The organism is Micromonospora sp. NPDC023869, from assembly GCF_055559695.1.
In genome coordinates this window covers 40,770-63,905 of the sequence record NZ_JBVHKD010000008.1, presented here as the reverse complement: position 1 = coordinate 63,905, position 23,136 = coordinate 40,770, and the positions used below count along the sequence as shown (strand labels likewise).

15 protein-coding genes are annotated in these 23,136 nt (G+C 70.4%); 3 read left to right on the top strand and 12 right to left on the bottom strand.

Annotated elements, in window-relative coordinates; translation table 11 throughout:
- Window positions 1-23: 23 nt before the first annotated feature.
- Window positions 24-1,052, bottom strand: coding sequence for a LacI family DNA-binding transcriptional regulator (locus tag ACZ31C_RS21745; RefSeq protein ID WP_350695379.1), 1,029 nt, complete (start codon window positions 1,050-1,052; stop codon window positions 24-26).
- Window positions 1,053-1,383: 331 nt separating this feature from the next.
- Between ACZ31C_RS21745 and ACZ31C_RS21740 the strand changes: the two genes are divergently transcribed.
- The gene (locus tag ACZ31C_RS21740) at window positions 1,384-2,574 is read left to right on the top strand and encodes a cytochrome P450 family protein (protein ID WP_465796826.1); all 1,191 of its coding nucleotides are present in this window, start codon (window positions 1,384-1,386) and stop codon (window positions 2,572-2,574) included.
- Window positions 2,575-2,688: 114 nt separating this feature from the next.
- On the opposite strand, the gene ACZ31C_RS21735 is transcribed toward ACZ31C_RS21740, so the two are convergent.
- From ACZ31C_RS21735 to ACZ31C_RS21700, 8 genes are all read right to left on the bottom strand, one after another.
- Complete coding sequence (locus ACZ31C_RS21735; protein ID WP_465796825.1) at window positions 2,689-3,744, bottom strand: hypothetical protein; 1,056 nt, start codon at window positions 3,742-3,744, stop codon at window positions 2,689-2,691.
- Window positions 3,745-3,812: 68 nt separating this feature from the next.
- A complete protein-coding gene (locus ACZ31C_RS21730) occupies window positions 3,813-4,445 on the bottom strand; it encodes a hypothetical protein (RefSeq protein WP_465796824.1) in 633 nt (210 codons plus the stop codon).
- Between the two features lie 24 nt (window positions 4,446-4,469).
- Window positions 4,470-7,670, bottom strand: coding sequence for a family 43 glycosylhydrolase (locus ACZ31C_RS21725; RefSeq protein ID WP_465797008.1), 3,201 nt, complete (start codon window positions 7,668-7,670; stop codon window positions 4,470-4,472).
- Between the two features lie 62 nt (window positions 7,671-7,732).
- Window positions 7,733-12,469: an Ig-like domain-containing protein gene (locus tag ACZ31C_RS21720; protein WP_465796823.1), complete on the bottom strand. Its 4,737-nt coding sequence runs from the start codon at window positions 12,467-12,469 to the stop codon at window positions 7,733-7,735.
- Between the two features lie 130 nt (window positions 12,470-12,599).
- A complete protein-coding gene (locus ACZ31C_RS21715) occupies window positions 12,600-14,552 on the bottom strand; it encodes a glycoside hydrolase family 127 protein (protein ID WP_465796822.1) in 1,953 nt (650 codons plus the stop codon).
- 2 nt (window positions 14,553-14,554) lie between these two features.
- Window positions 14,555-15,469: a carbohydrate ABC transporter permease gene (locus ACZ31C_RS21710; protein ID WP_396746171.1), complete on the bottom strand. Its 915-nt coding sequence runs from the start codon at window positions 15,467-15,469 to the stop codon at window positions 14,555-14,557.
- 4 nt (window positions 15,470-15,473) lie between these two features.
- Entirely contained in the window at window positions 15,474-16,391 is a 918-nt protein-coding gene (locus ACZ31C_RS21705) for a carbohydrate ABC transporter permease (protein ID WP_465796821.1), read from the bottom strand.
- Between the two features lie 103 nt (window positions 16,392-16,494).
- Window positions 16,495-17,793: an ABC transporter substrate-binding protein gene (locus tag ACZ31C_RS21700; RefSeq protein WP_465796820.1), complete on the bottom strand. Its 1,299-nt coding sequence runs from the start codon at window positions 17,791-17,793 to the stop codon at window positions 16,495-16,497.
- 613 nt (window positions 17,794-18,406) lie between these two features.
- On the opposite strand from ACZ31C_RS21700, the gene ACZ31C_RS21695 reads away from it, so the two are divergent.
- The gene (locus ACZ31C_RS21695; protein WP_465796819.1) at window positions 18,407-19,429 is read left to right on the top strand and encodes a LacI family DNA-binding transcriptional regulator; all 1,023 of its coding nucleotides are present in this window, start codon (window positions 18,407-18,409) and stop codon (window positions 19,427-19,429) included.
- Between the two features lie 152 nt (window positions 19,430-19,581).
- Here ACZ31C_RS21695 and ACZ31C_RS21690 read toward each other — a convergent pair whose 3' ends face one another.
- The gene (locus ACZ31C_RS21690; protein ID WP_465796818.1) at window positions 19,582-20,700 is read right to left on the bottom strand and encodes a LacI family DNA-binding transcriptional regulator; all 1,119 of its coding nucleotides are present in this window, start codon (window positions 20,698-20,700) and stop codon (window positions 19,582-19,584) included.
- Between the two features lie 401 nt (window positions 20,701-21,101).
- Here ACZ31C_RS21690 and ACZ31C_RS21685 point away from each other — a divergent pair, with 401 nt between their 5' ends.
- Window positions 21,102-22,331 carry a cellulose-binding domain-containing protein gene (locus ACZ31C_RS21685; protein WP_465796817.1) on the top strand — a complete coding sequence of 410 codons (1,230 nt, stop codon included), beginning with the start codon at window positions 21,102-21,104 and terminating at the stop codon, window positions 22,329-22,331.
- Between the two features lie 76 nt (window positions 22,332-22,407).
- Here the strand turns inward: ACZ31C_RS21685 and ACZ31C_RS21680 are convergent, their stop codons facing one another.
- Together ACZ31C_RS21680 and ACZ31C_RS21675 are read right to left on the bottom strand one after the other, a co-directional pair.
- Complete coding sequence (locus ACZ31C_RS21680) at window positions 22,408-22,614, bottom strand: helix-turn-helix domain-containing protein (RefSeq protein WP_350695398.1); 207 nt, start codon at window positions 22,612-22,614, stop codon at window positions 22,408-22,410.
- Window positions 22,614-23,093 (bottom strand): DUF2975 domain-containing protein, encoded by a 480-nt coding sequence (locus tag ACZ31C_RS21675; RefSeq protein WP_465796816.1) that lies wholly within the window; start codon window positions 23,091-23,093, stop codon window positions 22,614-22,616. Before ACZ31C_RS21675 ends, ACZ31C_RS21680 begins: the two co-directional genes overlap by 1 nt.
- Between the last annotated feature and the right edge of the window lie 43 nt (window positions 23,094-23,136).

Here is a 23,136-nt window from a genome sequence, read left to right as displayed (position 1 = left end):
CACGGGCCGCAGGCTCAGCGGCCTCAGCGCACGGGCAGCGTCGACTCGCGCATCACCAGGCGGCTGGCGAACTCCTCCGAGTGGGTCACCGCACCGTCGATGGCCGCGAAGAGGCGCTGACCGGCCACCGCGCCGAGGTGCTGGAGGTTCATGTCCACACTGGTCAGTCGGGGGCGGGAGTCGGCGGAGATGGCCTCCCAGTTGTCGAAGCCGATCACCGAGATCGCCCCCGGCACGTCCCGGCCGAGATCACGCAGCGCGTCCAGGACGCCCCGGGCGATCTGGTCGCTGCCGCAGAAGATCGCGTCCACCTCGGGCCGCTGCTCGACGATCATGTGCGCGGCAGCCCGCCCCCAGGACTCGTCCCACGACCCGTAGTAGGGCCGGTCGCCGACCATGCCCAGGCCCGCCGCCGCGAGGGCCGCCGCCGCGCCCTCGGCCCGGTCGCGGGCCGCCTGGAAACCCGGCTCGCCGGTGATGTGGGCGATGTTGCGCCGACCGCAGGCCAGCAGGTGCTCGATGGCGAGACGCCCGCCCCCAACGTTGTCGACCGTGATGGAGATGTCGGCCGGGTCCGAGGAGGGGGCGTACACGTAGACCACCGGCACCGGGATGTTGCCGGCCAGCGGCGGCCGGGGGTCGGTCCGCGAGCCGACCACGATCAGCCCGTCCACCCGGCGCGACAGCAGCGCGCGGACGTGGTGCTTCTCCCGGATCGCGTCACCGCGTGCGTCGCACAGGAACACCGACACCTGGCCCGCCCCGAAGGCGTCCTCGGCGCCCATCAGGATCGGGATCGAGAACCGCCCCTCCAGGTCGCTGGTGAGCAGGCCGACGGTCCCGGTCCGGCCGCTGAGCAGCCCTCGGGCCAGGGCGTTCGGCGCGAAGGAGAGCAACTCCGCGGCCTCCAGCACGCGTACCCGGGTGGTCGCCCGCACCTCGCCACGTCCGTTGATGGCCTTGGAGGCGGTGGCGACCGAGACGCCGGCCAGCTTGGCGACGTCGGTGAGCGTGGGCGTGCGGTTGGCGGGGACCTCGGGCTCGGTCGTCATGCGGTGCTCCCTCCCAGCGACCGGCACGGATGCGGTGCGCGGCGACAGGTTGCCTCGGGAGCCCGTGCAAGCACTCCCGACGGAAGTGACCTTGTAAAGGTTTTCGGCGTTGTTTCGGTGTCGTTGCCCGGCTCGCTGTGTCGCTCGTACCTGCGCGGAAACGATACACCTAAGTGTGCCGCCGACTCGGTTCAGGAAGGCCCGTCGGTGCCCCCTTCCCGAAAACTCCCCCGAAACGTTCGCTGGCCGCACACGTAGTGATGAAAGGAGGGGTCCCCTGCTATACACGAGGCGTTAGTAGGGGACCCTTCCTTTCATCCGAGGGGGCGAGGTGGCGGTCGCGTTCGGCCTGTCGGAGTTGTGGGACCCGGTCGTGCGCCGGAACCCGCACGAGTTCTACGACCGGGTACGCGACAGCGGCGGCCCGGTGCTCCAGGTCGACCCCGCCGGCAACCGGCTGTGGGTGGTCGCCGGTCACGCCGACGTGCTGCACGGACTGCGGCACCCGATGATCGGGCACGAGGTGCACCGGCACCGCCCGGACGGCCCGGCTCCCGCCCCGTACGAGATGACCGAGGTGGCGAGAATCGAGTCCCGGCAGCTCATCAGCCTCGACCCGCCCGATCACACCCGCCTGCGCGGGCTGGTCAGCGGCGGATTCACGGCACGGGCGGTGGCCCGGTTGGAGCCGTGGATCGCTGACCTCGCCGACCGGCTGGTAGACCGGGCACGTCGGCAGGGCCGCGTGGACGCGGTGGCCGACCTCGCCGATCCGGTACCGGTCAACGTCATCGCCGAGCTGGTGGGCGTACCAGAACCGGATCGGGCGCGGTTCCGGGCCTGGTCGGCGGCGATCGTGTCGGCCGGGTACGACGGCCCGGCGGCGACCCTGGAGTTCGCGGCGTACCTCGACGACCTGGCGGCGCGACGCCGTGCCGAACCCGCCGACGACCTGATCTCCGAGCTGGTGGCGGTGGAGGACCGCGCGGACCGGCTGGACCGCGACGAGTTGGTGGCGCTGGTGCAGTTGCTGCTCATCGCCGGGCAGGAGACCACCGTCGACCTGATCGTCAACGGCATCCGCCTGCTGCTCACCCATCCGGTGCAGTGGGAGGCGCTGCGCGACGATCCCACGCTGGCCGAGGCGGTGGTGGAGGAGACGCTGCGGTTCCGGGGGCCGGTGGAGATCGTGCCGCCCCGGTTCGCCTTCGCGGACGTCGAGCTGGCCGGTGGGCGGATCCCCGCCTTCGACCGCGTGGGGCTGTCGATCTGGGGGGCCAACCGGGACCCGGCGGTCTTCCACCGGCCGCACGAGTTCGACATCGCCCGCAGCGACGTCCGTCGGCACATCGCCTTCGGGTACGGCATCCACTTCTGCCTCGGCGCGCACCTGGCGCGGCTGGAGAGCCGGATCCTGTTCGACCGCGTGGCACGGCACCTGCCCGGACTGCGGCTGGCGGTCGACGCCACCGACCTGGACGCGTTCCGCCTGCACCACGACGGACTGCCGCTACTTGTGTGACGCCCCGCGTCCCGCCCGCCGGACGGCCCCGCACGGCGGACCGACCCGCACGTCAGGCCGCACCGCACGCTGGACGGCCCCGCAGGCCGGGCGACCGACACGACGGGGAACGGGTCACGCCGAGGTCCGGGCCTCCTGGCGGCCTTCGTCACGGGCCCGCGCGAGAAGCCGCGCGAGTCGGCGGCGGCGCCCGCGCACCACGGCACGCCAGGCGAGTACGAGCGCCACGATCACGAGTAGCAGGGCCACCTGTGGCCAGGGCATCGACCAGACCACGACGGTGGCGGTGGTCGGCCGGATCTCGGAGTCGGCCGGGTCGCCGACCAGGATGTCCGGGGTCAGCGTGACGGTGGCGGTCAGCCGTCCCCAGCCCCACACCCCACGCACGTACGCCTCGGCCGGGCGGTCGCCGCCGGGCAGCAGTTCCTCGACCTCGGCCGGGCCCTCGGTGTCGCGCAGCCCGAACAGGTCGCCGACGGTGGCCCGACCGGCACCGGTGACGGCCACGTTCCCGTCGTTGACGGCCGTGTACCGGATCCGCACGCTGCCCGGCGAGAAGGGGTTCCACGACCGGTGGTGGGTGGCGGTGAGGTCGTCGACGCGGATCGCGGCGACGGCGGTGCCGCTGGCCCGCAGCATCACCCGGAACCCGACCCGGCTCTCCACCGCCACCGTGCCGCCGGTGCTGGTGACGGTCGCCGCGATGCCGGCGGGGTGGTCGCCGGGGCTGGCGTCGGTCGGTGCCTCGATGGTGAACGGCACCACCCGCGTCGACTTCGCCCCGACGCTCACCGTGTCGCGCACCGTGATCCAGGTGCCACCGTCCACCGAGGACTGGTGCGACGGCAGCATGTTGAACCGCCCCTTGTCGGTGAGGTAACCGTCGGCGGCCTGGAGCGAGAACACCACCGGGGCGTCGCTGAAGTTGCGTACCGCCAGGTGCTCGGTGACCACCTCACCCGGGTCGAGCGTGCGCTCCACCCAGCGGCGGCCGTCGGGACCGAGCGGGCTCGCCGGCTGGACCGCCCAGGTGACGGTGGGCGCGGTCGGCTCCGCCCACGCGGGGACCGCTCCGGCCAGGCCGGTCGCCGCCAGCACGGCCAGCGTCGCCAGCACGGCGGACGTCCGCGCCACCATCCGCCGCCGCCACGGGACCTTCGGCACGCTCATGACCAGCCCTTCGAACCGCAGGGGTACGGGTGGGGGCCGCCGAAGCAGGCGGCCCCCACCCGCGTGGATCACTCGAACAGGGACAGGGTCAACGTCGAGGTGTACTCACCCGCGGCCACGTCGGCCGGGGTCCGCAGGAACAGGTCCGCGTCGACCGAGTACGCCCCACCCGCGACCGCACCCGAGTCGAACGTCGAGACCAGCAACTCCTGGTCGACCAGACCCACGTTGTTGCCCGGCTGCGTCGGCTCGTCCAACACCGTCACGACCTCTTCACCCTCGCTGACCAGACCGGTGTCCCCACCGTCGACCAACCGCGGCTTCCAGCCCAGGTGACCGGCACCGATCGGCTCCTGACCTGCACCACCGGTGAAGTCCGTCGCGCTGCCCAGCACCGCCCACGCGGCACCCTCCGGCACCTCGTCGGCCGTACGCGTGTCGGTCACCGTCACCGTCGGCAGACCGCCGACGAACTGACGCACCAGCAACGTCGACCCGTCCTCGGTCAACGCCACCGAGTCACCCGCGATCGACATCGCCAGCACACCCGGCTCCACGAGCTCCTCGATGTCGACGGTGACGGTGACGTCACCGGTGTCACCCGGGTCGGCCGACACCGGCGCGGCCATCGCCACCGACCCGACCAGCAAGGCCCCAGCGGCACCCGCCGCCAGCAACCGCTTCCGATTCCCTGTGTTCATGCGATTCTCCGTTGTCTCTCGTGGTTACTGGGCTTGACGAGGGTCTGCGGCACAGTCGGCGCCGGGATGGTCGGCGGTGACGACGGTCGTCACGTCCGTGCCGTCGAGCGAGCCGGTGACCCGCACGGTGGCGGTGCCGGACGGGACCGACGCGGCACGGGTCGTGAACTGCTGGAACGCGCTCGCACCCGACGCCACGGCCGACACCGACCGCTGCCCGTACGCACTCTCCAACACCACGTCCACCGGACCGTCGTGATCGTTACGCGCCTGCACCGCCACGTACGCCTTCCCGGCCACACACCGCGCCTGCACGGTGACCGTCACCGGCACCTCGGGCCGGACGCCCGGGTCGTCGGCGAACACCCGCCATTCGGTGACGGCGACCGCCGAGTAGGTGGTGCCGTTGCCGTTGGCCCGGATGGTGGCCCGCAGCCTCGACGTGGTCACCGGGTCGAAGGAGACGGTGTTGAACGCGGTGGTGCTGGTGCCGTACGGCGCGGCGCCGGTCACGTCACGCCAGGCCGAGGCGGTGGCGTCCCAGTACTGCACCACCCACCCGTCGGGCTGGGCGACACCGTCTCCGGTGCCCTGGTTGGAGTCCCGCCAGAACTTCAGCTCGGTGCCGGTGATCCGCACCGGGCGGCTCCAGTCGTACTGGATCCACTGGCTGGCCGGGCGGCTGCCCGACCAGGTCCCCCAGATCTGCGCCTGGCTCGGGTTGGTCGGGTCGGCACCGTCGTTGAGCGCGGTGACGCTGTTCCAGCCCGCCGTGAACGAGGCGGTCGGGGTGCCGATCGGCCCGATGTTGCCGGTGAGCGGCCCCGACAGGTCGGCCGGGATGACGACCGTCTTGGCGGTCTCCAGGTTGCCGGCCACGTCGATCGCCCGGTACGACACCGTGCGCCGGTTCGCGTCGGGTGCCGGGATCGCGCCGTCGTACGTGGTCCAGGCGCCGGTGCCGAGGGTGTACTCGATCCGGGCGACGCCGGAGGTGGCGTCGGTCGCGGCGAGCGTGACCGCCCGCGTGGTGCTGTTCACCGTGGCGGTGCTGACCGGGGCCGTGGCGTCGACGCGTACCTCCAGGGAGGCCGGGTCGGAGACGTTGCCGGCCCGGTCGGTGGCGGTCGCGGTGACGGTGTGCCGGCCGTCCCCGGTGACGGTGACGTCGACCGACCGTACGTCGGTGGCCTCGACCGGCGTGCCCGAGCCGACCCGCGCGGAGATGGTCATCCGGCCACCCCGGTCGTCGACACCGGCGGCCCGCACCCGCACCGTGGACCGGAACCAGCCGTCACTGCCGGCGCTGCCGCTGGGCGTGAGCGTCACCGTCGGCGGCGTCACGTCTCCCTCGGTGTCGTCCGGCGAGATGACGGTGACCTGCGCGGAGACCCGGTCGGCGGCGTAGCCGAGCACGGTCCCGCCGATGGTGAACGTCCGGGGCTCGGCGACGTCCGCGGGCCGCACCTCGTCCCAGTAGACCGGCACCCGCAGCGTCTGCGCGCCGAACGACACCGGCAGCGTGTCCGGCAGGTCGGTCTCGCCGACCTCCACGGTCATCGCCGGGGCGGTGACCGACTCCGGCTGCGCGGCGAGGACCTTCCACTCCTCGACCGCCACCCCGGAGTACGTGCTGCCGTTGGTCGACGCGTCGAACACGGCGCGCACCTGCGTGGTGGTCACCGGGTCGAAGGTGGTGTTCTGGAAGCCCTGCGTCGCGGTCGGGAATCCGCTCGGGTTGGGCACGTCGGCCCACTGCCCGGTGTCCAGGTTCCAGTACTGCATGCGCCAGCGGGCCGGCGCGGCGACACCGACCCCGGTGCCCTGGGGCTGGTCGTTCCAGAAGTCGATCTGCGAACCGGAGATCCGCATCGGCTGGTCCCAGGTGTACTGCACCCACTGCTGCGGCGGGTTGTTGCCGGTCCAGGTGCCCCACATGTCCGGCGGCAACGGGTTCGACCGGACGATCTCGTCGTTGAGCGCCTTCACCCAGTACTGCACCGGTACCGGCTCGTTGGAGACGGTGACCCGGGCCTCCTGGGCGATGTTCGGCCGGGGGGTGAGGTCACGTCCCTTGGCCGGGGTGGGCGTGACGAGCTTCATCCGGGGCGGGGTCAGCGAGTCGTCCCACTCGACCGGGTCGATCGCCACCGAGCGCCGGAAGTGACCGCCGCCCACGGCGTCCGCGGTGTGGTACGCCAGGTACCACGTGCCGTTGAACTCCAGGACGCCCGGATGGCTCGTGGTCGAGGAGACCGGACGCAGGAAGGTCCCCCGGTAGGTCCACGGTCCCTCCGGGGACGCGGCCGTGCCGTAGGCGAGGCAGGCGTGGTAGTTCGCCGGGGTGCACTGCGAGGTCGGGCCGGCGTTGTTGCCGGCGTACGCCATGTAGTAGGTGCCGTTGCGCTTGAAGGCCCAGGCGCCCTCGAAGAAGCCGGTCAGGCCGGTGACGGTGCGCGGGGCGCCGATCGGGGTCTTCATGTCCTGCTGGAGTTCGAGCATCCGCAGTTGGCTGAAGGAGCCCCACCAGATGTAGACGCGCTGGTTCGGGGCCTCGCCGTCGACCAGGATCGTCGGGTCGATGTTGTGGATGGTGTTCGGTGTGGGCACCCGCTGGGAGATGATCGGGCCACCCGCGTGGTCGGTCCACGGGCCGGTCGGGCTCTCCGACACGGCCACCCCGATCGCGAACCGGTCCGACGCGGTGCTGTTGCGTTCGTGGATCGGGACGTACCAGTAGTAGCGTCCGTCGACGCCCTGGATCACCTGGCCGGCGTACGCGCGGCCGGGGGTGGCCCAGGCGAAGGCGGCCTCCGGGCGCATCAGCGACGGGTAGTGGGTCCACTCCCCCGCCTCGACGTCGGTGGTCCGGAAGGCGCCCCACTCGTTCATGATGAAGTCGTTGGTGGACGGCCCGGCCTGGTCGTGGCCGGTGTAGACGTAGAGCTGGTCGGCGTCGGTGTCATTGCCGGGGGCACCGGCGCGGACGACCATCGGGGCCGGGTCGGCGGAGTAGTAGCTGCCGTCGCCGAGGATCGGGTTGACCGTGTTGGTGAAGGTGTACGACTGGGGTTCGGCGGCGTGCGCCGGACCCGCGACGCCGGCCAGGCCGGTGGCGACGAGCCCGACGGACGCGGCCACGGCGATCGCCCGGCGCCATCGGCGCGACGGCCGGGTGGACGGTGGGGCCGCGCCGCGTCCCACGGTGGTGTTCACGGTGTCGATCTCCTCACTCGTGCGCGGGGGTGGTGGCGGCGCCCAGGCCGGGCGCCGCCACCACGAAGGGGTCAGCCGCAGGTGAGCGCGCCGAACGGCGCCTCGAACTCGACGGTCACCGGCTCGCCGTCGACGGTTCCGGTGGCCTTCACCGTCGCGGTCCCGGCCTGCACCGACTTGGCGCGGGTGTTGAACGCCTGGAAGGCGGACTTCCCGGGTGCCACCTCGGCGACCGTCCGCGAGCCGTACGGCGTGACCAGCTCGATGCGCAGCGGCACGTCCTCGGCGTTGCGGGCGTTGACGGAGACGTAGACGTTGCTACCGGTGCAGCGCGTGCTGGCCTGCACCTCGACGTCCCAGACCGGAGTCTGGGGCGGGTCGCCCACGGTGAGGGTCAGCGTGGTCCGGGTGGCCCCGGCCTGGCTGACGTACGGAGGCAGGATCAGGTCACCGATGATGGTGTAACGGCCGGGGGTGTTGACGATGTTCTCGTCGAAGTCCCAGTCGACACCGATGGCCTGGTTGTCCCGCGAACCGTCGTTGTAGGAGACCTCCACCTTGTCCGGCAGGAACGGCAGCTCGCCCACCTCCACGGACTGTTCGAAGGTCTCGGCGCCCTGGATCGAGATACCGCCGGTGGACATCTCCGGCCGTACGTAGATCCGCGCCTCGGCGATCAGCCCGTACGCGTCGTTCGTGCCGTAGACCACGAACGGGTCGACGTTCGGCTCGGCGACCTGCTCGGGCGTGATCTCCTGCCAGTTGAACGCGACCTGGCCGCGCTCGCCGCTGGCGTAGACGGCGTCCAGCGTGCTCGGCAGCGTCGGCACGTCACCGACACCGGTGCGGATGAGCACCGGCGAGCGCACCGAGTCGACCGTCTCGCCGTTGGCCCGCCAACGCAGCACACCGGTTCCGGCGCCGCTGCCCTGCACGCCCCAGATGCGGATGCGCAGGTAGCTGGTGGTGACCGGCTCGAACTCGAAGCTGTTGAACCGGTTGGTCGCCAGCCCACCGGCGTACGTGGTGCCCTCGGCCAGCGTCACCGGAGTCCAGGTGGTGCCGTTCGTCGAGGTCTCGATGGCGTACGTGCCGGCGTTCGGGCGACGGGTGCCGCCGTTGTCGTCGTACCAGTAGATGTCGGTCGAGGAGAGTCGCACCGGCGCGCTCCACCGGTACTGGATCCACGCCTCCCGGGCGGTGCTGGTGCCGTTCTGCGGCTGACCCCAGTTGCCCCAGCCACTGCCGGCACCCGGGTTGGAGTTGTTCGGGGTGGTGGGCTCGTTGACCCGCGAGTGGTTCTCCCACGACGCCGTGCCGCTGGTGCTGATCGTGGCCGAGGCGCCGAACTCCGCGGTGACCTCCCGCTCGGCGAGCGTGACCGACACGTTCACCGTCGACCGCTTCTCGCCGTCGTCGGCCCAGAACCGGAACACGTAGTCACCGGCGACGGTGCCGGTGACCCGGGTGCTCAGCGCCCGCGCGTCGGCGAAGATGACGCCGGCGCCCTGCGGCGCGGAGACTGTCTCCCAGCCGAAGGTCAGGTCACTGTCGTACGGGATGCCGTCGTCGGCGGCCGTGGCGACGAGCCGGGTGGACAGGTTGCCGTCCGCCGAGCCGTCCCGGGTGGCGGTGACCACCGGCGCCTGGTTGGTCACGTCCGGCACGTCCCGCCCGGACTCGAACACCTGGATCTCGCTGATCGCGGTGAAGTGGGTCGGGTTGTTGGTGAAGGTGACCCGGAGCTTGTCGGTGGTGACGGTGTCGAACAGCGCCTCGTTGAACTTGGCCGACGGTACGACCGGGTTCTTGAACTGGTCCGGCACCTCCTTCCAGCCGCCGTTGCCGTCGGGCACCTGCACCCACCAGCGCGCCGGCTCGCGGTAGCCACCGGCCTGCCGGTCACTGACGAAGAAGACCTTGACGTTGTCGAGGCTCTTGGCCGAGCCCAGGTCCAGCTCGATGTAGCCGTTGCGCTCGGTGGTGCCGTAGTTGCCCCAGTACGGCTCGTTGGCGGTGATCCCGTCGGTGACGGCCGCCAGCGACACCGGACGCTCGGTCTCCGAGATGGCGCCGGGCGTGTAGTTCATCGAGGTGGTGCTCCAGCCGGGCGTGTGGAACTGCCGCCACGGCGTGGGCCGCACACCCTGCTGGGTGTACGAGGAGCTGAGCTCGGCGCCCTGCGCCAGGTTCGGCGCCTCCTCGGTCAGGTCGATGCCGGCCGTCTTGAGGTAGCTGACGACGCGGTCGTCGGAGATCGGGGTGTCCACCGCGCTCGGGAAGTCGGCCCCGGTGGTGGCGGTGAAGGTGACGGTCACACCCTCCTCGGCCTGCGCCTGGTTGGTGTTCGGGTCGTAGGTGACCTTGCCGAGCTTGTCGGTGGTGACCTTCTTCTCGCCGTTGAGGAAGAGGCTGTAGCCGGCGCCCAGGCCGTACTTGCTGCCGTCCGGGTCCCAGACGATGGTGACGTCCTGACCGTGGTACCGCAGGTTGTTGACCATGAAGTGCTCGTAGCCGAACTGGATCGGCCACAACTCGATCTTGTCATCGGAACGCGGCTGGATGCCGCCCATGTCCTCGATGAAGATGTAGTTCATGTTGCCGAGCATGATGTGGTTCTGGTTGTTGCGGTTGTAGGAGCGCGTCGTCGGGTTCCAGTTGGAGTAGTACTCGGCCTGGTTCGCGACCCGCATGTCCGCGTTCGGGTAGATGCTCCACGCCATCCAGTCCAGCAGCCGCTTGGCGTACTCCGGAGTGATGTACTTCTGCTCCGGGTCGTAGTGGCGCAGCGCCGAGCGGACACCGCGGTACTGCACGGTGAAGTTGATGTTCGAGAAGTTGTTCGAGCCGCCGATCCCGTACACCGACCGGTCGTACTGGTTGGCGGTGTAGAACGGGAAGATCGGGAAGTTGTCGCCGTAGGTCAGGAACCGGAACCCGTCGACGTACTTCTCCCACTGATCGGTCGGGATCAGGTTCTCGGCGTAGATGTCGTAGAGGTTCGTCTCCTTGGCCGGGATCAGGTTCCGGGCCGAGGCGGGCAGCGGGTTGGCCCGCCCGTTCGCGGTCGCCGCGCTGCTCGCGCCGTGCGACGTGCCGGCCAGGAACATCCGCATGTCCGGGCTCCACAGCCGGGTCAGGATCGCGTCCCGGATCTCGTCGGCGCTGGTCCCCATCGCGTCGATCTTGGCCTGGTCGGCGTCGGAGATCTGGTAGAGCTGGCGGGCCGCGTCGAAGGCGCCCCACACGTACGCCGACTCCGGCCGCTCGATCGTCCGCGCGCCCGGTGCTCCGGCGTTCACCTTCGGGAAGCCGAACGTGATCGCGTCGGCGTCGTTGCCCGGCATGTAGTTGGTGTCGTACGCGATCAGCTTGTCGTCGTTGCCGTCGTAGTGCTCCAACTGACCGACGCCGTCACCCTCGAAGTACTGGGCGAACTTGCGGGCGACCTGCTTGCCGCCGCCGTGCACCTGGTACGCCTCGAGTCCGGCCGTGCCGAGGTACTGCGAGTAGTGGTTGTTCCAGCTCGTGTGCCCCGGGCTGTCCAGGAAGGCCGAGGAGCCGGAGAGCTCACCGATGTTGAGGATCTGGCCGTAGCCCAGGTAGGGCGTGCGCAGCCACTTGGTGTCCTGCAGGTGCATCGGCTGGGTCAGCGCGACCGAGTTCTGATAGAGGTTCACCCCCTCGATCGTCGTGGGGTACTGGTAGACGTGGCCGGAGGCGTTGGCGTCGAGCGAGTTGTAGCGCTCGCCCCACCAGCGGTACACGATGGCCTTCTCCATCGCCGCGTCCGGGACGTTGATGTACGGCACGTCCTGGGCCCACTGGCGGTGGAAGGCGGTGATGCCGGTCCGTACGGCCACGCTCGGCGACAGGTCGGCGTACTCCTGGTAGCTCTCCACCGTCTCGGGCAGCGTGGCCGAGGAGACCGCGCCGACCACCGACAGCGACAGCGAGCCGCCGGCCGGCACGGTGATCTCCCGGTCCAGGTTGCTGCCGGTACGCGTGAAGCCGGAGCCGGTGAGGTCCACCCGGACGGCGTCCCAGGGGGTGTCGACGAGCCCGTTGTTGGAGCCGCTGGTGATGGTGCGGGTGCCGGTGAGCGCGCCGTCGCCCGCAGCCTGGGTGGCCAGCGGCGACGCGGCCCGGACGGTGAAGGTGGCCGCCGAGTCGCCGGGGTTGGTGAACTCGAGGGCGGTGACCGCCACGTTGTCGTACGTGATGAACTTCGTCATATCGGCGGTGACGCCGGTGCTGCCGATGGTGTACCGGCTCTTGGCGTGGCTCGGTGCGTTGAACCGGTTGGCGTTCACCTCGGACACGGTCTGGCCGGGCACCGTGACGGTGTAGAGGTTGCCGAGGTTGTTGGGGCCACCGACGAACGTGTTGCCGGCGAAGCCCATCACGGTGAAGTTGTTGTTGGTCGCGCCGCGCATGTAGAGGGTGCGCCCTCGGGTCATCAGCACCGCTGACCCGAGCGTGCCGCTCACACCGAGGATGCGGTCGAGGTAGTAGTCCGTGCCGCCGGCGGCGAGGTCGGCGTCGAAGATGGTCTGGTGCATGCTGCCGGCGGTGAACGGTACGCCCGGCCGGAGCTGGTCGGCGACGTTGCCGACGTTGCTGTAGACCGGGTCGCCGATGTCCATGACGTGGTTCTGACCATTGGTGTAGACCCCGACGTCGCCCTCGTTGCCGGGCAGGACGGGGCCGGCCGCGTGGGCCGGGGACGATACGGCGACCGTCCCCGACACCACGAGCGCGGCAAGGGCACCCCAGAGGGGTATCCTCCGCACGCGTCTGCGGATCATCTTCTTCCTCCTTGATATCGGCGCGGGTGGGCGGGTGAGGCGGTCCCCCACGTCGCACCTCGGTGGTGATTCGAGCGGCTCCTGGTAGTGCTGCCGGCACGGGCCGGACGTGTCGGTGTGAGCGTTAACATCAGCTCCGCCCCTGGCCCTGCTCCGGCAGGTCACCGTCGACGGGGATCCAGACCCGCATGGTCGAGGGGCCACGGTTGGCCCAGGCGTGGTACGGCACCAGCGTCACGTCGTCGAACACCTCGACGGGCGCGGGCGACGACTCGGCGGCGTCGGCCCGGTAGGGCCATTCGTGGTCGTGCGGGCGCACCCGGCGGCACCGCACCACCACCCGGCCGTCGACCAGCCGGGGCGGTTGGCTGGTGTCGACGCGCAGCTCGTCGACGGCCGCCACCTCCGGCACGTCCACCGACTCCAGCGCGAACACCAGCGGACCGCGCTCCACCGCGACACAGCCCCGCACCGCGTCGATGCGGCTGTCCGGATGGGTGAACCGGGGGGCCATCGGCAGGGCCAGGACGACCTCGTCGCCGCGCCGCCAGGTGCGCTGCTCGGTGATCATGCCGGGGGCGACCGGCCGGGTGGCTCCGGCCACGGTGACGGTGGCGCCCTCGACGGCCCAGTCCGGCACCCGCAGCGACAGCGACCACGGGCGGTCGTCGTCGCTGTCGACGCGTACCCGGATCTCGCCGTCGTGCGGGTAGTCGGTGCTGATCACCAGGCAGCGCTCCCGCCCGTCGGGAAGTCGGTGCGCGATGGTGCCGGGCAGGTACTGGTGCAGTTGCAGGCCCTCGTCGTCGCAGGTGGCGGCGTACGCGCCGAGGCTGGCCACGGTGCGGGCCACGTTGGTCGGGCAGCAGGAGACCTCGAACCACGGCGCCCGCAGCGAGGCCGCCGCGCGCAGGCTGGGCCGGTCGGCGTCGGGCACCGTGCCGAGTTCCCGGCGGTGCAGGGTGTTGGTGTAGAAGAAGCTGCGCCCGTCGGTCGACGGCGAGGTCGACACCACGTTGAACAGGGTCCGCTCGATGAGGTCGGCGTAGCGGGACTCGCCGTCAGCGAGCAGCAGCCGCCAGGCCAGCATCACCGAGCCGATGCCCGCGCAGGTCTCCGAGTACGCCCGGTCCGGCGGCAGCATCCAGTCCTCGCCGAACGCCTCGTCCTGGTGCCGGGAGCCCTGCCCGCCGGTGACGTAGGTGCGGCGGGTGACCGTGTGGTGCCACTGGCCGCGTACCGCGTCCAGCAGGCTGGCGTCCTTCAGCTCGACCGCGACGTCGACGGCGCCGGCGGCCAGGTAGTTCGCCCGCACCGCGTGCCCGCGCAGCACGGTGGCCTGCCGGATCGGGGTCTCGTCCTGGAAGTACTCCCGACCGAACTCGATGTCGGCGAGCCGACCGTGTCCGCGCCGGTCGACGAAGATCGCGGCCTGGGTCAGGTAGCGGTCCTGGCCGGTGGTGCGGGCCAGTTCCACCAGGGCGGTCTCGATCACCGGATGGCCGCAGACGCTGTCGATGCCGTCCGCGCCGAACGTCTCGCAGACGTGGTCGGCGGCCCGGCAGGCGATCTGGAGCAGGCCGTCGTCGGCGCCCGGCCGGGTCCGGGCCCGGGCCACGGCGGCCTGGACGAGGTGCCCGATGCAGTAGAGCTCGTGCCCCCACTCCAGGTCCGACCAGCGCGGTTCCTGTCCGGGACGGCCGAACTTGGTGTTCAGGTAACCGTCCGGCTCCTGCGCCGCGCCGACCCGCCGCACCAGGGCGCGGAACCGCGATTCGAGATCGGGGTCGGCGGTCCGGCCGATCTCCCACGCCATCGCTTCCAGGAACTTGTAGATCTCCGAGTCGGAGAACTCGCGTCCGCGCCGCTCGCCGGAAAGGTCGCCGTCCACCGCCAGGTCGAAGTTGCGGACCCAGCCCTCCCGTTCGAGCCAGTACGCGATGTGGTCGAGGGTCACGCCGCCGTTGACCGACTGGCGCTCGGCCCAGAATCCGCCCGCGATCCGGACTTCCCGCAGGTCGAGGGGGCGCAGGCGACCCCGGACCGGCAGGACGGGTGCGGCCGGATGTGCGTTGCCGCTCATGGTCATCCTTTCAGCGCGCCGGACATGAAGCCGCGCACGTAGTGTCGTTGCAGCAGGAGGAACAAGACGATGCACGGCAGGGCGAGTACGACGACGCCCGCTTCGGTCGCCCCGTAGTCGACGACACCCTGGACCTGGCCGCGCAGGTTGGACACGGCCAGCGGCAGCGTCATCTTCTCGGTGTCGTTGATCAGGATCAGCGGGGCCATGAAGTCGTTCCACGCGGCGAGGAAACCGAAGAGACCGACGGTGATCAGACCGGGTTTCACGGCGGGCAGCAGCACCCGCCACAGCGCGCTGAACGACGAGCACCCGTCGACCATCGCGGCCTCGTCGAGTTCGCGGGGCACCGCCTCGAACGAGATGCGCATCAGGAAGGTGGAGAACGGCAACTGGAACATGGTCAGCACGAGCGCGACGCCGACCAGCGAGTTCTGCAACCCCACCTGGTTGAGCAGGACGTAGAGCGGGATCAGCAGCGTCGCGTACGGGACCATCAGGATGGCCAGGGTGAGCAGGAACAGGATGTTCTTGCCCGGGAAGCGGAACCGCGCGAAGGCGTACCCGCCGAGGAACGAGATCAGCAGCGTCAGCGCGACGGTGAGCAGCGAGACGAACGCTGAGTTGCCGAGGTACCGCCAGACGCCGGCCTGGTAGGCGGCCAACGTCTGGTAGTTGCCGATCCCCCAGCCGTCCACCTGGTTGGTGCCCGGTTGCGGGGACACGGAGGCGACCGCGGTCCAGGCCAGCGGCGCCAGGAAGATCAGTGCGACCGAACCGGTGAACACCCAGTACGGCGTACGCAGCGCGATCCCGGCGATGGTGGTCCCGGTCGGCTTCTTCGGCCTCGACGGCTCCGGCGCGGACGGCGGTGTGCCGTCGGCGACGGTCGGAGGGGTGCGGGAGTCGACGGTCATCGGATCAGTTCTCCTCGGACCGGAAGGCGCGCATCTGCAACGCGTTGATCAGGATCAGGGCGACCAGCACGATGACGGAGATGGCCGCCGCCACCCCGAGGTCGTTCTGGCCCTGGAACGCCACCATGTAGATGAGCTGCACGACGGTGATCGTGCTGTTGTCCGGGCCGCCCTTGGTCAGGATGTAGAACTGCTCGAAGGCGAGCAGGGAGCCGGTCACGCAGAGCACGGTCGTCAGCGCCAGCGTGGGGCGCAGCAGCGGCAGCGTGACCTTGCGGAAGGTCTGCCAGCGGGTCGCCCCGTCGGTACGCGCCGCCTCGTACACGTCGGCCGGAATTCCTTGCAGGCCGACCAGCATGAGCACCATGTAGAAGCCGGCGTACCGCCACACGATCAGGAAGGTCGTCGAGAACAGCGCCGCGTTGGGGGAGCCGAGGAACGTGATGCCCAGGCGGTCCATCAGCGGGGCCAGCGGGCTCGCGTACGGCGAGTAGATCACATAGAACAGCAGCGACGCCGAGGCCAGGCCGAGCGCGCTGGGGATCAGGAACGAGGCCCGCAGCAGGTTGTTCCACCGGCTCGACTCCTGCACCAGCAGGGCCAGCCCGAGAGCGAGCGTCAGCAGCAGCACGGTCGCGAGCGCGGTGTACTTGAGGGTGAACACCACCGAGTCGGTGAAGAACCGGTGCTCGACCGCCTTCACGAAGTTGTCGGGCGCGTTGAACCCCTGGTCACCGGTGAGCAGCGGCCACCGCGACAGCGACATCTTGACGACCAGCAGCAGCGGCACGGCGAACAGCAGTGCCACGAAGACCGCGGTCGGCATCGCATAGAGCCAGCCGAGCAGTGCCTGACGACCTCGGGGACGGGCGCGGCGCCGTGTCGCCGCACTGGGCGGGCGAGACGGAGCGGTGACGCTCATGGGAACCTCTCGTTTCCTTCGCTGACAGGCGGACCGTGGGCGCGACGTGGGCGTGTGCCGACCGGTAGGGACTCCTCGGGCGGCACACACCCACGCCGGGTACCTACTGCTTCAGGACGGCGCTGACTTCGCCGTTGTCCTTCTGCAGGTCGCCGTTGCTGTTGAGCACCTGGTTGCGGACGAGGGTCAGCCACGGGCTGTTCGGCGCGTTGAACGCCTGCTGGAAGTTGAGCGCGACCGGGGTGTCACCCTGGCCGGCCACCTCGTTGATGGTCACCAGGCGCGGGTCCTCGGCGGCGTACTTGTTGTTGGCCAGGTCGGCGCGGGAGACCACGTCCTTGTTCTTGGCCAGTACCTCGACCTGGGCCTCCTCGGACATCATCCAGCTCAGGAAGTTCCAGGCCTGGGCGGCCTTCTTGGAGTCCTTCGAGATGCCGATGCCGTCGCCACCGACGAAGGTGGAGGCGCCGCCGTTGGGGCCGGGGATGCCGGCGACACCGACGTCGAACGGCGTCGAGGAGAGCAGCGTCGCCGGGTAGAACATCAGGCCGACCTTGCCCTCGGTGAAGGCGGCGGTCCAGGTCGGACCGGTCTCCCCCGCCGAGGCGGGCAGCACGGCACCGGAACGCCACAGGTCCTGCCAGGTGCTGAAGACCTTCTGCGCGGTCTCGTCGGCCAGCTTGGACTCGGTGCCGTCCTCGCTGAGCACCTGGCCGCCGTCGGCCCAGATGGACGGGAACCAGGTGAAGACCAGGCAGCCGCCGCAGTTCAGGCCGGCGGCCGTACCGTAGACGCCGTCCTTGCCCGAGGCCTGCACCGCCTTGGCGGCGGCGGCGTACTCGGCGAGCGACGCCGGCGCCTTCTCCGGGTCGAGCCCGGCGTCCCGGAACAACTGCTTGTTCCAGAACATCATCGACAGGTCCAGCACGAACGGCAGGACGTGGGCCTTGTTATCGACGGTGCCCGCCGAGAGGTGCCCCTTGTTGATCTGGTCCTTGAAGTCCAGACCGTCGATGTTGGAGCTGAGGTCCTGGAACAGGCCCTGGTTGACCCAGTTCGGCACGTAGACGATGTCCGCGGCGAACAGGTCCGGAAGGCCGCCGGAGCCGGCCGCCGCGCCGACCTTGGCGACGTAGTCGTCGTTCGGTACGACGGTGAGCTTGACCTGGTTCTGGTGCTTGGCGTTGTACGCGTCCACCAGCAGCTTCGCCTGCTTCTCCAGTGGCGCGCGGGTCCACAGGGTCAGCTCGCTGCCGTCGTCGACGCCGGTCGGGCCGGCCTCGGCCGCGCTCGGGCCGCTCGGCTCGTCGCTGCCGCAGGCCGCCACGGCGAGGACCATCGTCGCCGCCATGGCTCCGGCCAGCGAACGCAGGGCAGTACGCCTGCCCAGGGTTTTCCTCATGATTCCTCTCCTAGTCTGCATCGATGCTCGCCGGGGAGCCGCGTAGCGGTTCCCGTGAGCCGGGTAGCGGGGTTCCGCTCTTTTCGGGTGGGACCGGAGCCGCCGCACCGGCCGTCGACCGTGGCGCCCCCCGTGGACGTGATCGGCGAAGCCGGATGATCAGGTACGGCCGGCGGGTGGCCGGCCGGGCAGGGTCAGGGTGTGGACAACAGATCGCCGACGGGATTCCGCCGAACCGAGGTGTCGTGTGGACGGCCCGAGACGGCACCGTCACACCGCTGCGTCGCGCGGGCCCGTTGCACCGGTGACGACGACGCGGCCCGCACCGTCTTCGTGCGCGATGCCTCGTCCGTCCTCATCGGTGTCGCCTCCCGCCGGGTCCGACGGGATCGGCACGGCAAGCCGCACCGCCGCCGAGGTGGTCGGTATCACTTTCCGCCGCTAGCGTGTCCCACGAAAACGGTTTCGGCAAGATGTCGGACGGGTAAAACCTGAACCTGTTTCGGTACGGGCTTCACCTTCCCCTGCATGCACTCTGCGCTCTACGCTTGCCCCGGATACGGGGGCGGCGACCACCTGCCGGCCGTCCTGAAAACTTTGCGAAAGGCTTTCGGTGGGTCGACGACGATCACAGTCAGTGACACTGAGTGACGTGGCCAGCCGGGCCGGCGTCTCGGTCGCGACCGCGTCCAAGGCACTCAACGGACGCGCCGAGGTGGCCCAGGCCACCCGGGAACGCGTGCTGCGCGCGGCCGGCGAACTCTCCTTCCAGCCCAACGCGCTGGCCTCCGGGCTGATCAACGGCCGCACCCGCACCGTGGGCCTGCTCACCGACGAGTTGGGCGGCAGGTTCGCCATGTCCATCCTGCTCGGTGCCGAGAACGCCCTCGGCAACGAGCAGATGTCGGTGCTGCTCTGCGACGCCCGGGGCGACGCCATCCGGCGTCAGCACTACATCCGTACGCTGCTGGCGCGGCAGGTCGACGGGTTCATCGTGGTCGGCGACAGCAACGAGGTCGGACCCTCGCTGACGCAGGACATCCCGGTCCCGGTGGTCTACGCCTACGCCGAGTCGACCGACCCCCGGGACCTGTCGGTGATCGCCGACGACGAGGGCGGTGCCCGACTCGCCGCCGAGCACCTGGTGCTGCACGGGCGACGGCGGATCGGGCACATCACCGGCCCGGACAGCTACCGCTCGGCCCGGGACCGGGCGGCCGGGCTGCGGACGGTGCTCACCGAGGCGGGCCTCGACCCCGCCGGGGACCCGCTGTTCGGCGAGTGGTCCCAACGGTGGGGCCGGCACGCCGCCCGCCTGCTGCTGGCCGCCCGCCCGGACGTGGACGCGATCTTCTGCGGCAACGACCAGTTGGCCGCCGGGGCCGCCGACACACTGCGTGACCTCGGCCGGCGCATCCCGGACGACGTGGCGATCGTCGGCTACGACAACTGGGAGTTCTTCGCCGCCGACTGCCGACCACCGCTGACCACCGTGGACCTCAACCTGGAGCGGCTCGGCGCGACCGCGGTCAAGCACCTCTACGCCGCCCTCGACGGCAACCCCGGCAGCGGCGTGATCCGGCAACCCGGCCGCCTCGTCGTCCGCGAGTCGACCGGACCGGCGGTGCACCGCTGAACCACGCACCGGGGCGCTGTCGACACTGATGGTCGAGGAGGTCGACGGGGACTTCCAGGAGCGATGCCGACGTCCGCAGCCGGCCTGCGGCGGACGCCGACCGGGCCCAGGGCCGGTGTCGAAGTCCCTGGCCGAGGACTTCGACACCGGCCCTAACCGATCAGGCTGGCCGGTCGCAGCGCGCGCAGCGGTCGACCGGCGCCGCACGGGGTCGCCGCGCTGCGCCGGCTGATCAGCTCCGGCACCAGCAGGTCGCGCCGTCGCACCGGCGGCTGCTCCGCCGGGTCGAGTTGCGCCAACAGCAGTCCCAGGCTGCGCCGGCCGAGTTCGGCGAAGTCCTGCCGCACCGATGTCAGCGGCGGCAGGAAGTGCGCACCGTCCGGCGTACCGTCGAAGCCGACCACGCTGACGTCCTCCGGCACCCGCCGACCCGCCTCGTGCAGCGCCCGCAGCACGCCGAGGGCGAGTTGGTCGCTGGCGCAGAAGACGGCGGTGACGTCGGGGTCGGCGGCCAGCCGCTCCCCCTGCTGGTAGCCGGTGCTGGCGCTCCAGTCCCCGGGGAGGACGGCGGGCACCGGCGCACCTGCGGCCCGCAGGGCCTCCCGCCACCCACGGATCCGCTCCTCCGCCTCCGGCCAGTCGTCCGGGCCGGACACGTGGTGCACGGTGGTGTGCCCGAGGTCGAGCAGGTGCCGGGTGGCGAGGCGGGCGCCCGCGACGTTGTCGATCTGCGCGCTGGCGATCTCGTCGCTGCACCCGCCACCCACCGTCACCGCCGCCAGTTCACCCGCCGCCTCGGCCAGTGCGCCGGCCATGGCGGGCTTGGGCGCGATGGCGATGAGCCCCTCGACCGACTGCCGGCGCAGCCAGTCCGCCGCGTCGAGCACCGACCGCCGGTCCAGGTGCCGCACGCTGGCGACGCTGACGAAGTAGCCGGCGGAGCGGGCCGCGCCCTCGATGGCGTAGAGCATCGAGGTCGGCCCGTAGAGCGGGCTCTCGTACCCGATGATCCCGAGCGTGCCGGAGCGCCGGGTGACCAGGGCGCGGGCCGCAGGGTTGCGTTGGTAGTCCAGCTCCCGCATCGCCGCCAGCACCCGTTGGCGGGTGTCGTCGGCGACGTACGGGTGACCGTTGAGGACCCGGGAGACCGTCTGGGAGGACACCCCCGCCCGTGCCGCGACGTCACGCATGATCGATCGACCGGTGGACCGTCCGGTGCCGGCCCCGCGGTTCGCCGCGCGTGCCCGTGCCCCGCCGCTCTTCTCGATCATCGTCTGCTCTCCTCGCCCAGAGGTCCCCGATGCGTCGCCCGTGCCGCCGGGACCGATGGTCGGAGCACGCTCGAAAGACCCCGGTGGTCTGATCTCCGACAATGAACCTCGAAAACCGTTTCGGCAATCCCTCTCAGGAGATCTCTGGTGAAAACCGACCCTGTAGATCACTGGATTTCGGTGCCGACGGCCCGCCGCGAAGCCCGCACTGGAGGGCAAGTGGGCCAGACTCGCCCACGAAAACCTTTTCGGCAAGCCCTTGAGACCGAATACGGCAGGGTTTGCGAACACTTGGCCACTCGGCCAACTCGCCCACCTGCCACCATTTAGTTTACATCGACGCCAATCTATCACCGTCGGTGTGTCCACCGACGGCGTTTCCGACACCGGGAGGACCACCCATGAGATCACCCCGAACAGGACTACGGCTCGGCGTGGCGGTCGTCGCCACACTGGCCTTCACCGGCGGGGCCACCCTGGCGGTGACCGGCGCACAGGCCGCTGCCCCGGGCTGCCGGGTCGACTACCGGGTGACCAACCAGTGGTCCGGCGGGTTCGGGGCCGAGGTGACCGTCACCAACCTCGGCGACCCGCTCAACGGCTGGACCGTGACCTGGACGTACGGCGTCGGGCAGAGCGTCACCCAGGCATGGAACGCCACCGTGACACAGAGCGGCAGCCGGGTCAGCGCGACCAACGTCGCCCACAACAGCGCCCTGGGTACCGGAGCCGCCACCTCGTTCGGCTTCAACGGGTCGTGGAACGGCAGCAACCCGGCACCGACCACGTTCGCGCTCAACGGCGTCACCTGCACCGGTGCGCCCGGCACCCCGGCACCGACCACGCCGGCACCGACACCGAGCCCGACCACGCCGCCGCCGACCAGCGGCTGGAACCCGCCCGCGCACCTGGTGAACCCGCTCAACCAGGTGTGGCAGCACGTGGAGCAGACCTACAACAACGGCAACCTGTACGGGTTCCGCAACTACGGCTGGGACCAGGTGATGACCAACCGTGGCTACCTCAACTTCTGCGTCCGTTGGGACTCCAGCGCCACCGTCACCGCCGCCCAGCGCGACCAGATCCACGCCACCCTCGCCCGGCAGTACAAGAAGTGGATGGACGTGATGGTCGGGCACAACGCCTGGCCGTACCAGCAGGTGCCGATCAAGGTGGTCGGCTGGGCGGTCCGCAACCGCAGCCAGCTCCAGTGGACCGACACCAGCGTCGACGTCTACGTCAACAACATCCGCGAGAACGCCCCGCAGTGCGCCCCCGAGTGCGGTCGCTTCTTCAACCAGGGCGGTCAGTACCCGAACTGCCCCGGCGGGGTGGCCCGCCACTACGACCAGTCGCTCTGGCTGACCGACGGGTTCGGCGGCGGCGCCGGCGGCGACTGGGGTCAACGCATGGGTCGCGAGTACTACATGAACAACCTCAACGCCGAGAACATGCACATCCTGCTGCACGAGATAGGCCACACCTTCGGCCTCGACGACTTCTACGACTGGACGCCCAGCGGAGTCGGCGGGTTCCTGATGCGGGCCGGCAGCGCCAGCTCGATCACCGAGTTCGACGCCTGGATGTTCCGGGACTGGTGGCGGCACCTCAAGAGCCGCTACGGATACTGACCTCCAGCCCCGCGCTCGGGCACTCCTGACCGCGACACCCTGCGGGGCCCGACCATCCGGTCGGGCCCCGCGAGGCTCACTCCTCGACCCATTCGAGCAGGTCACCGGGCTGGCATTCGAGCACCCGGCACATGGCCTCCAGGGTGCTGAACCGGACGGCCTTGGCCCGGCCGTTCTTGAGCACCGCCACGTTCGCCGGCGTGAGCCCGACCCGATCGGCGAACTCACCGACGCTCATCTTGCGCTTGGCGAGCTGGACGTCGATGCGTACCACGATGGGCATCAGATCACCGCTTCCATGTCGGTCCGCAGCGTGGTGGCCTGTCGCAGCAGCGCGCGCAGCACCACCATCAGCAGCCCCAGCACGGCGACGCCGGTCGAGAGCAGGAGCAGCAGGAACGGGACTCCAGGGTCGTCGGCCCTGAATCCTACGTAGAGGAAGACCGCCACCAGCACCACCCAGGCGGCGGCGACGGCCCACACGATCACGTCCACCCAGACCAGCGAGGCCGGGCTGAAGATTCGGTCGTTCTTGACCAGGGTGAGCAACTTCCAGGTGGCGATGACCACCACCTGGACGCAGAGCACCCAGAAGACCGTGACCGCGGTCAACGGCCACCGCAGGTACGCCTGTTCCGGTGACTCCTGCGCCATGTGGGCGAACTGCCCCGGCAGCGAGAGGGTCTGGAACACGACCAGGATCCCGAACAGCACCACGAGGAAGACTCTGAGGGCGGCCACCGCCCAACGTGTCACCAGCATTTATCGACTATCACTCGCTACCTATCGAGAGTCAATAGGTTTC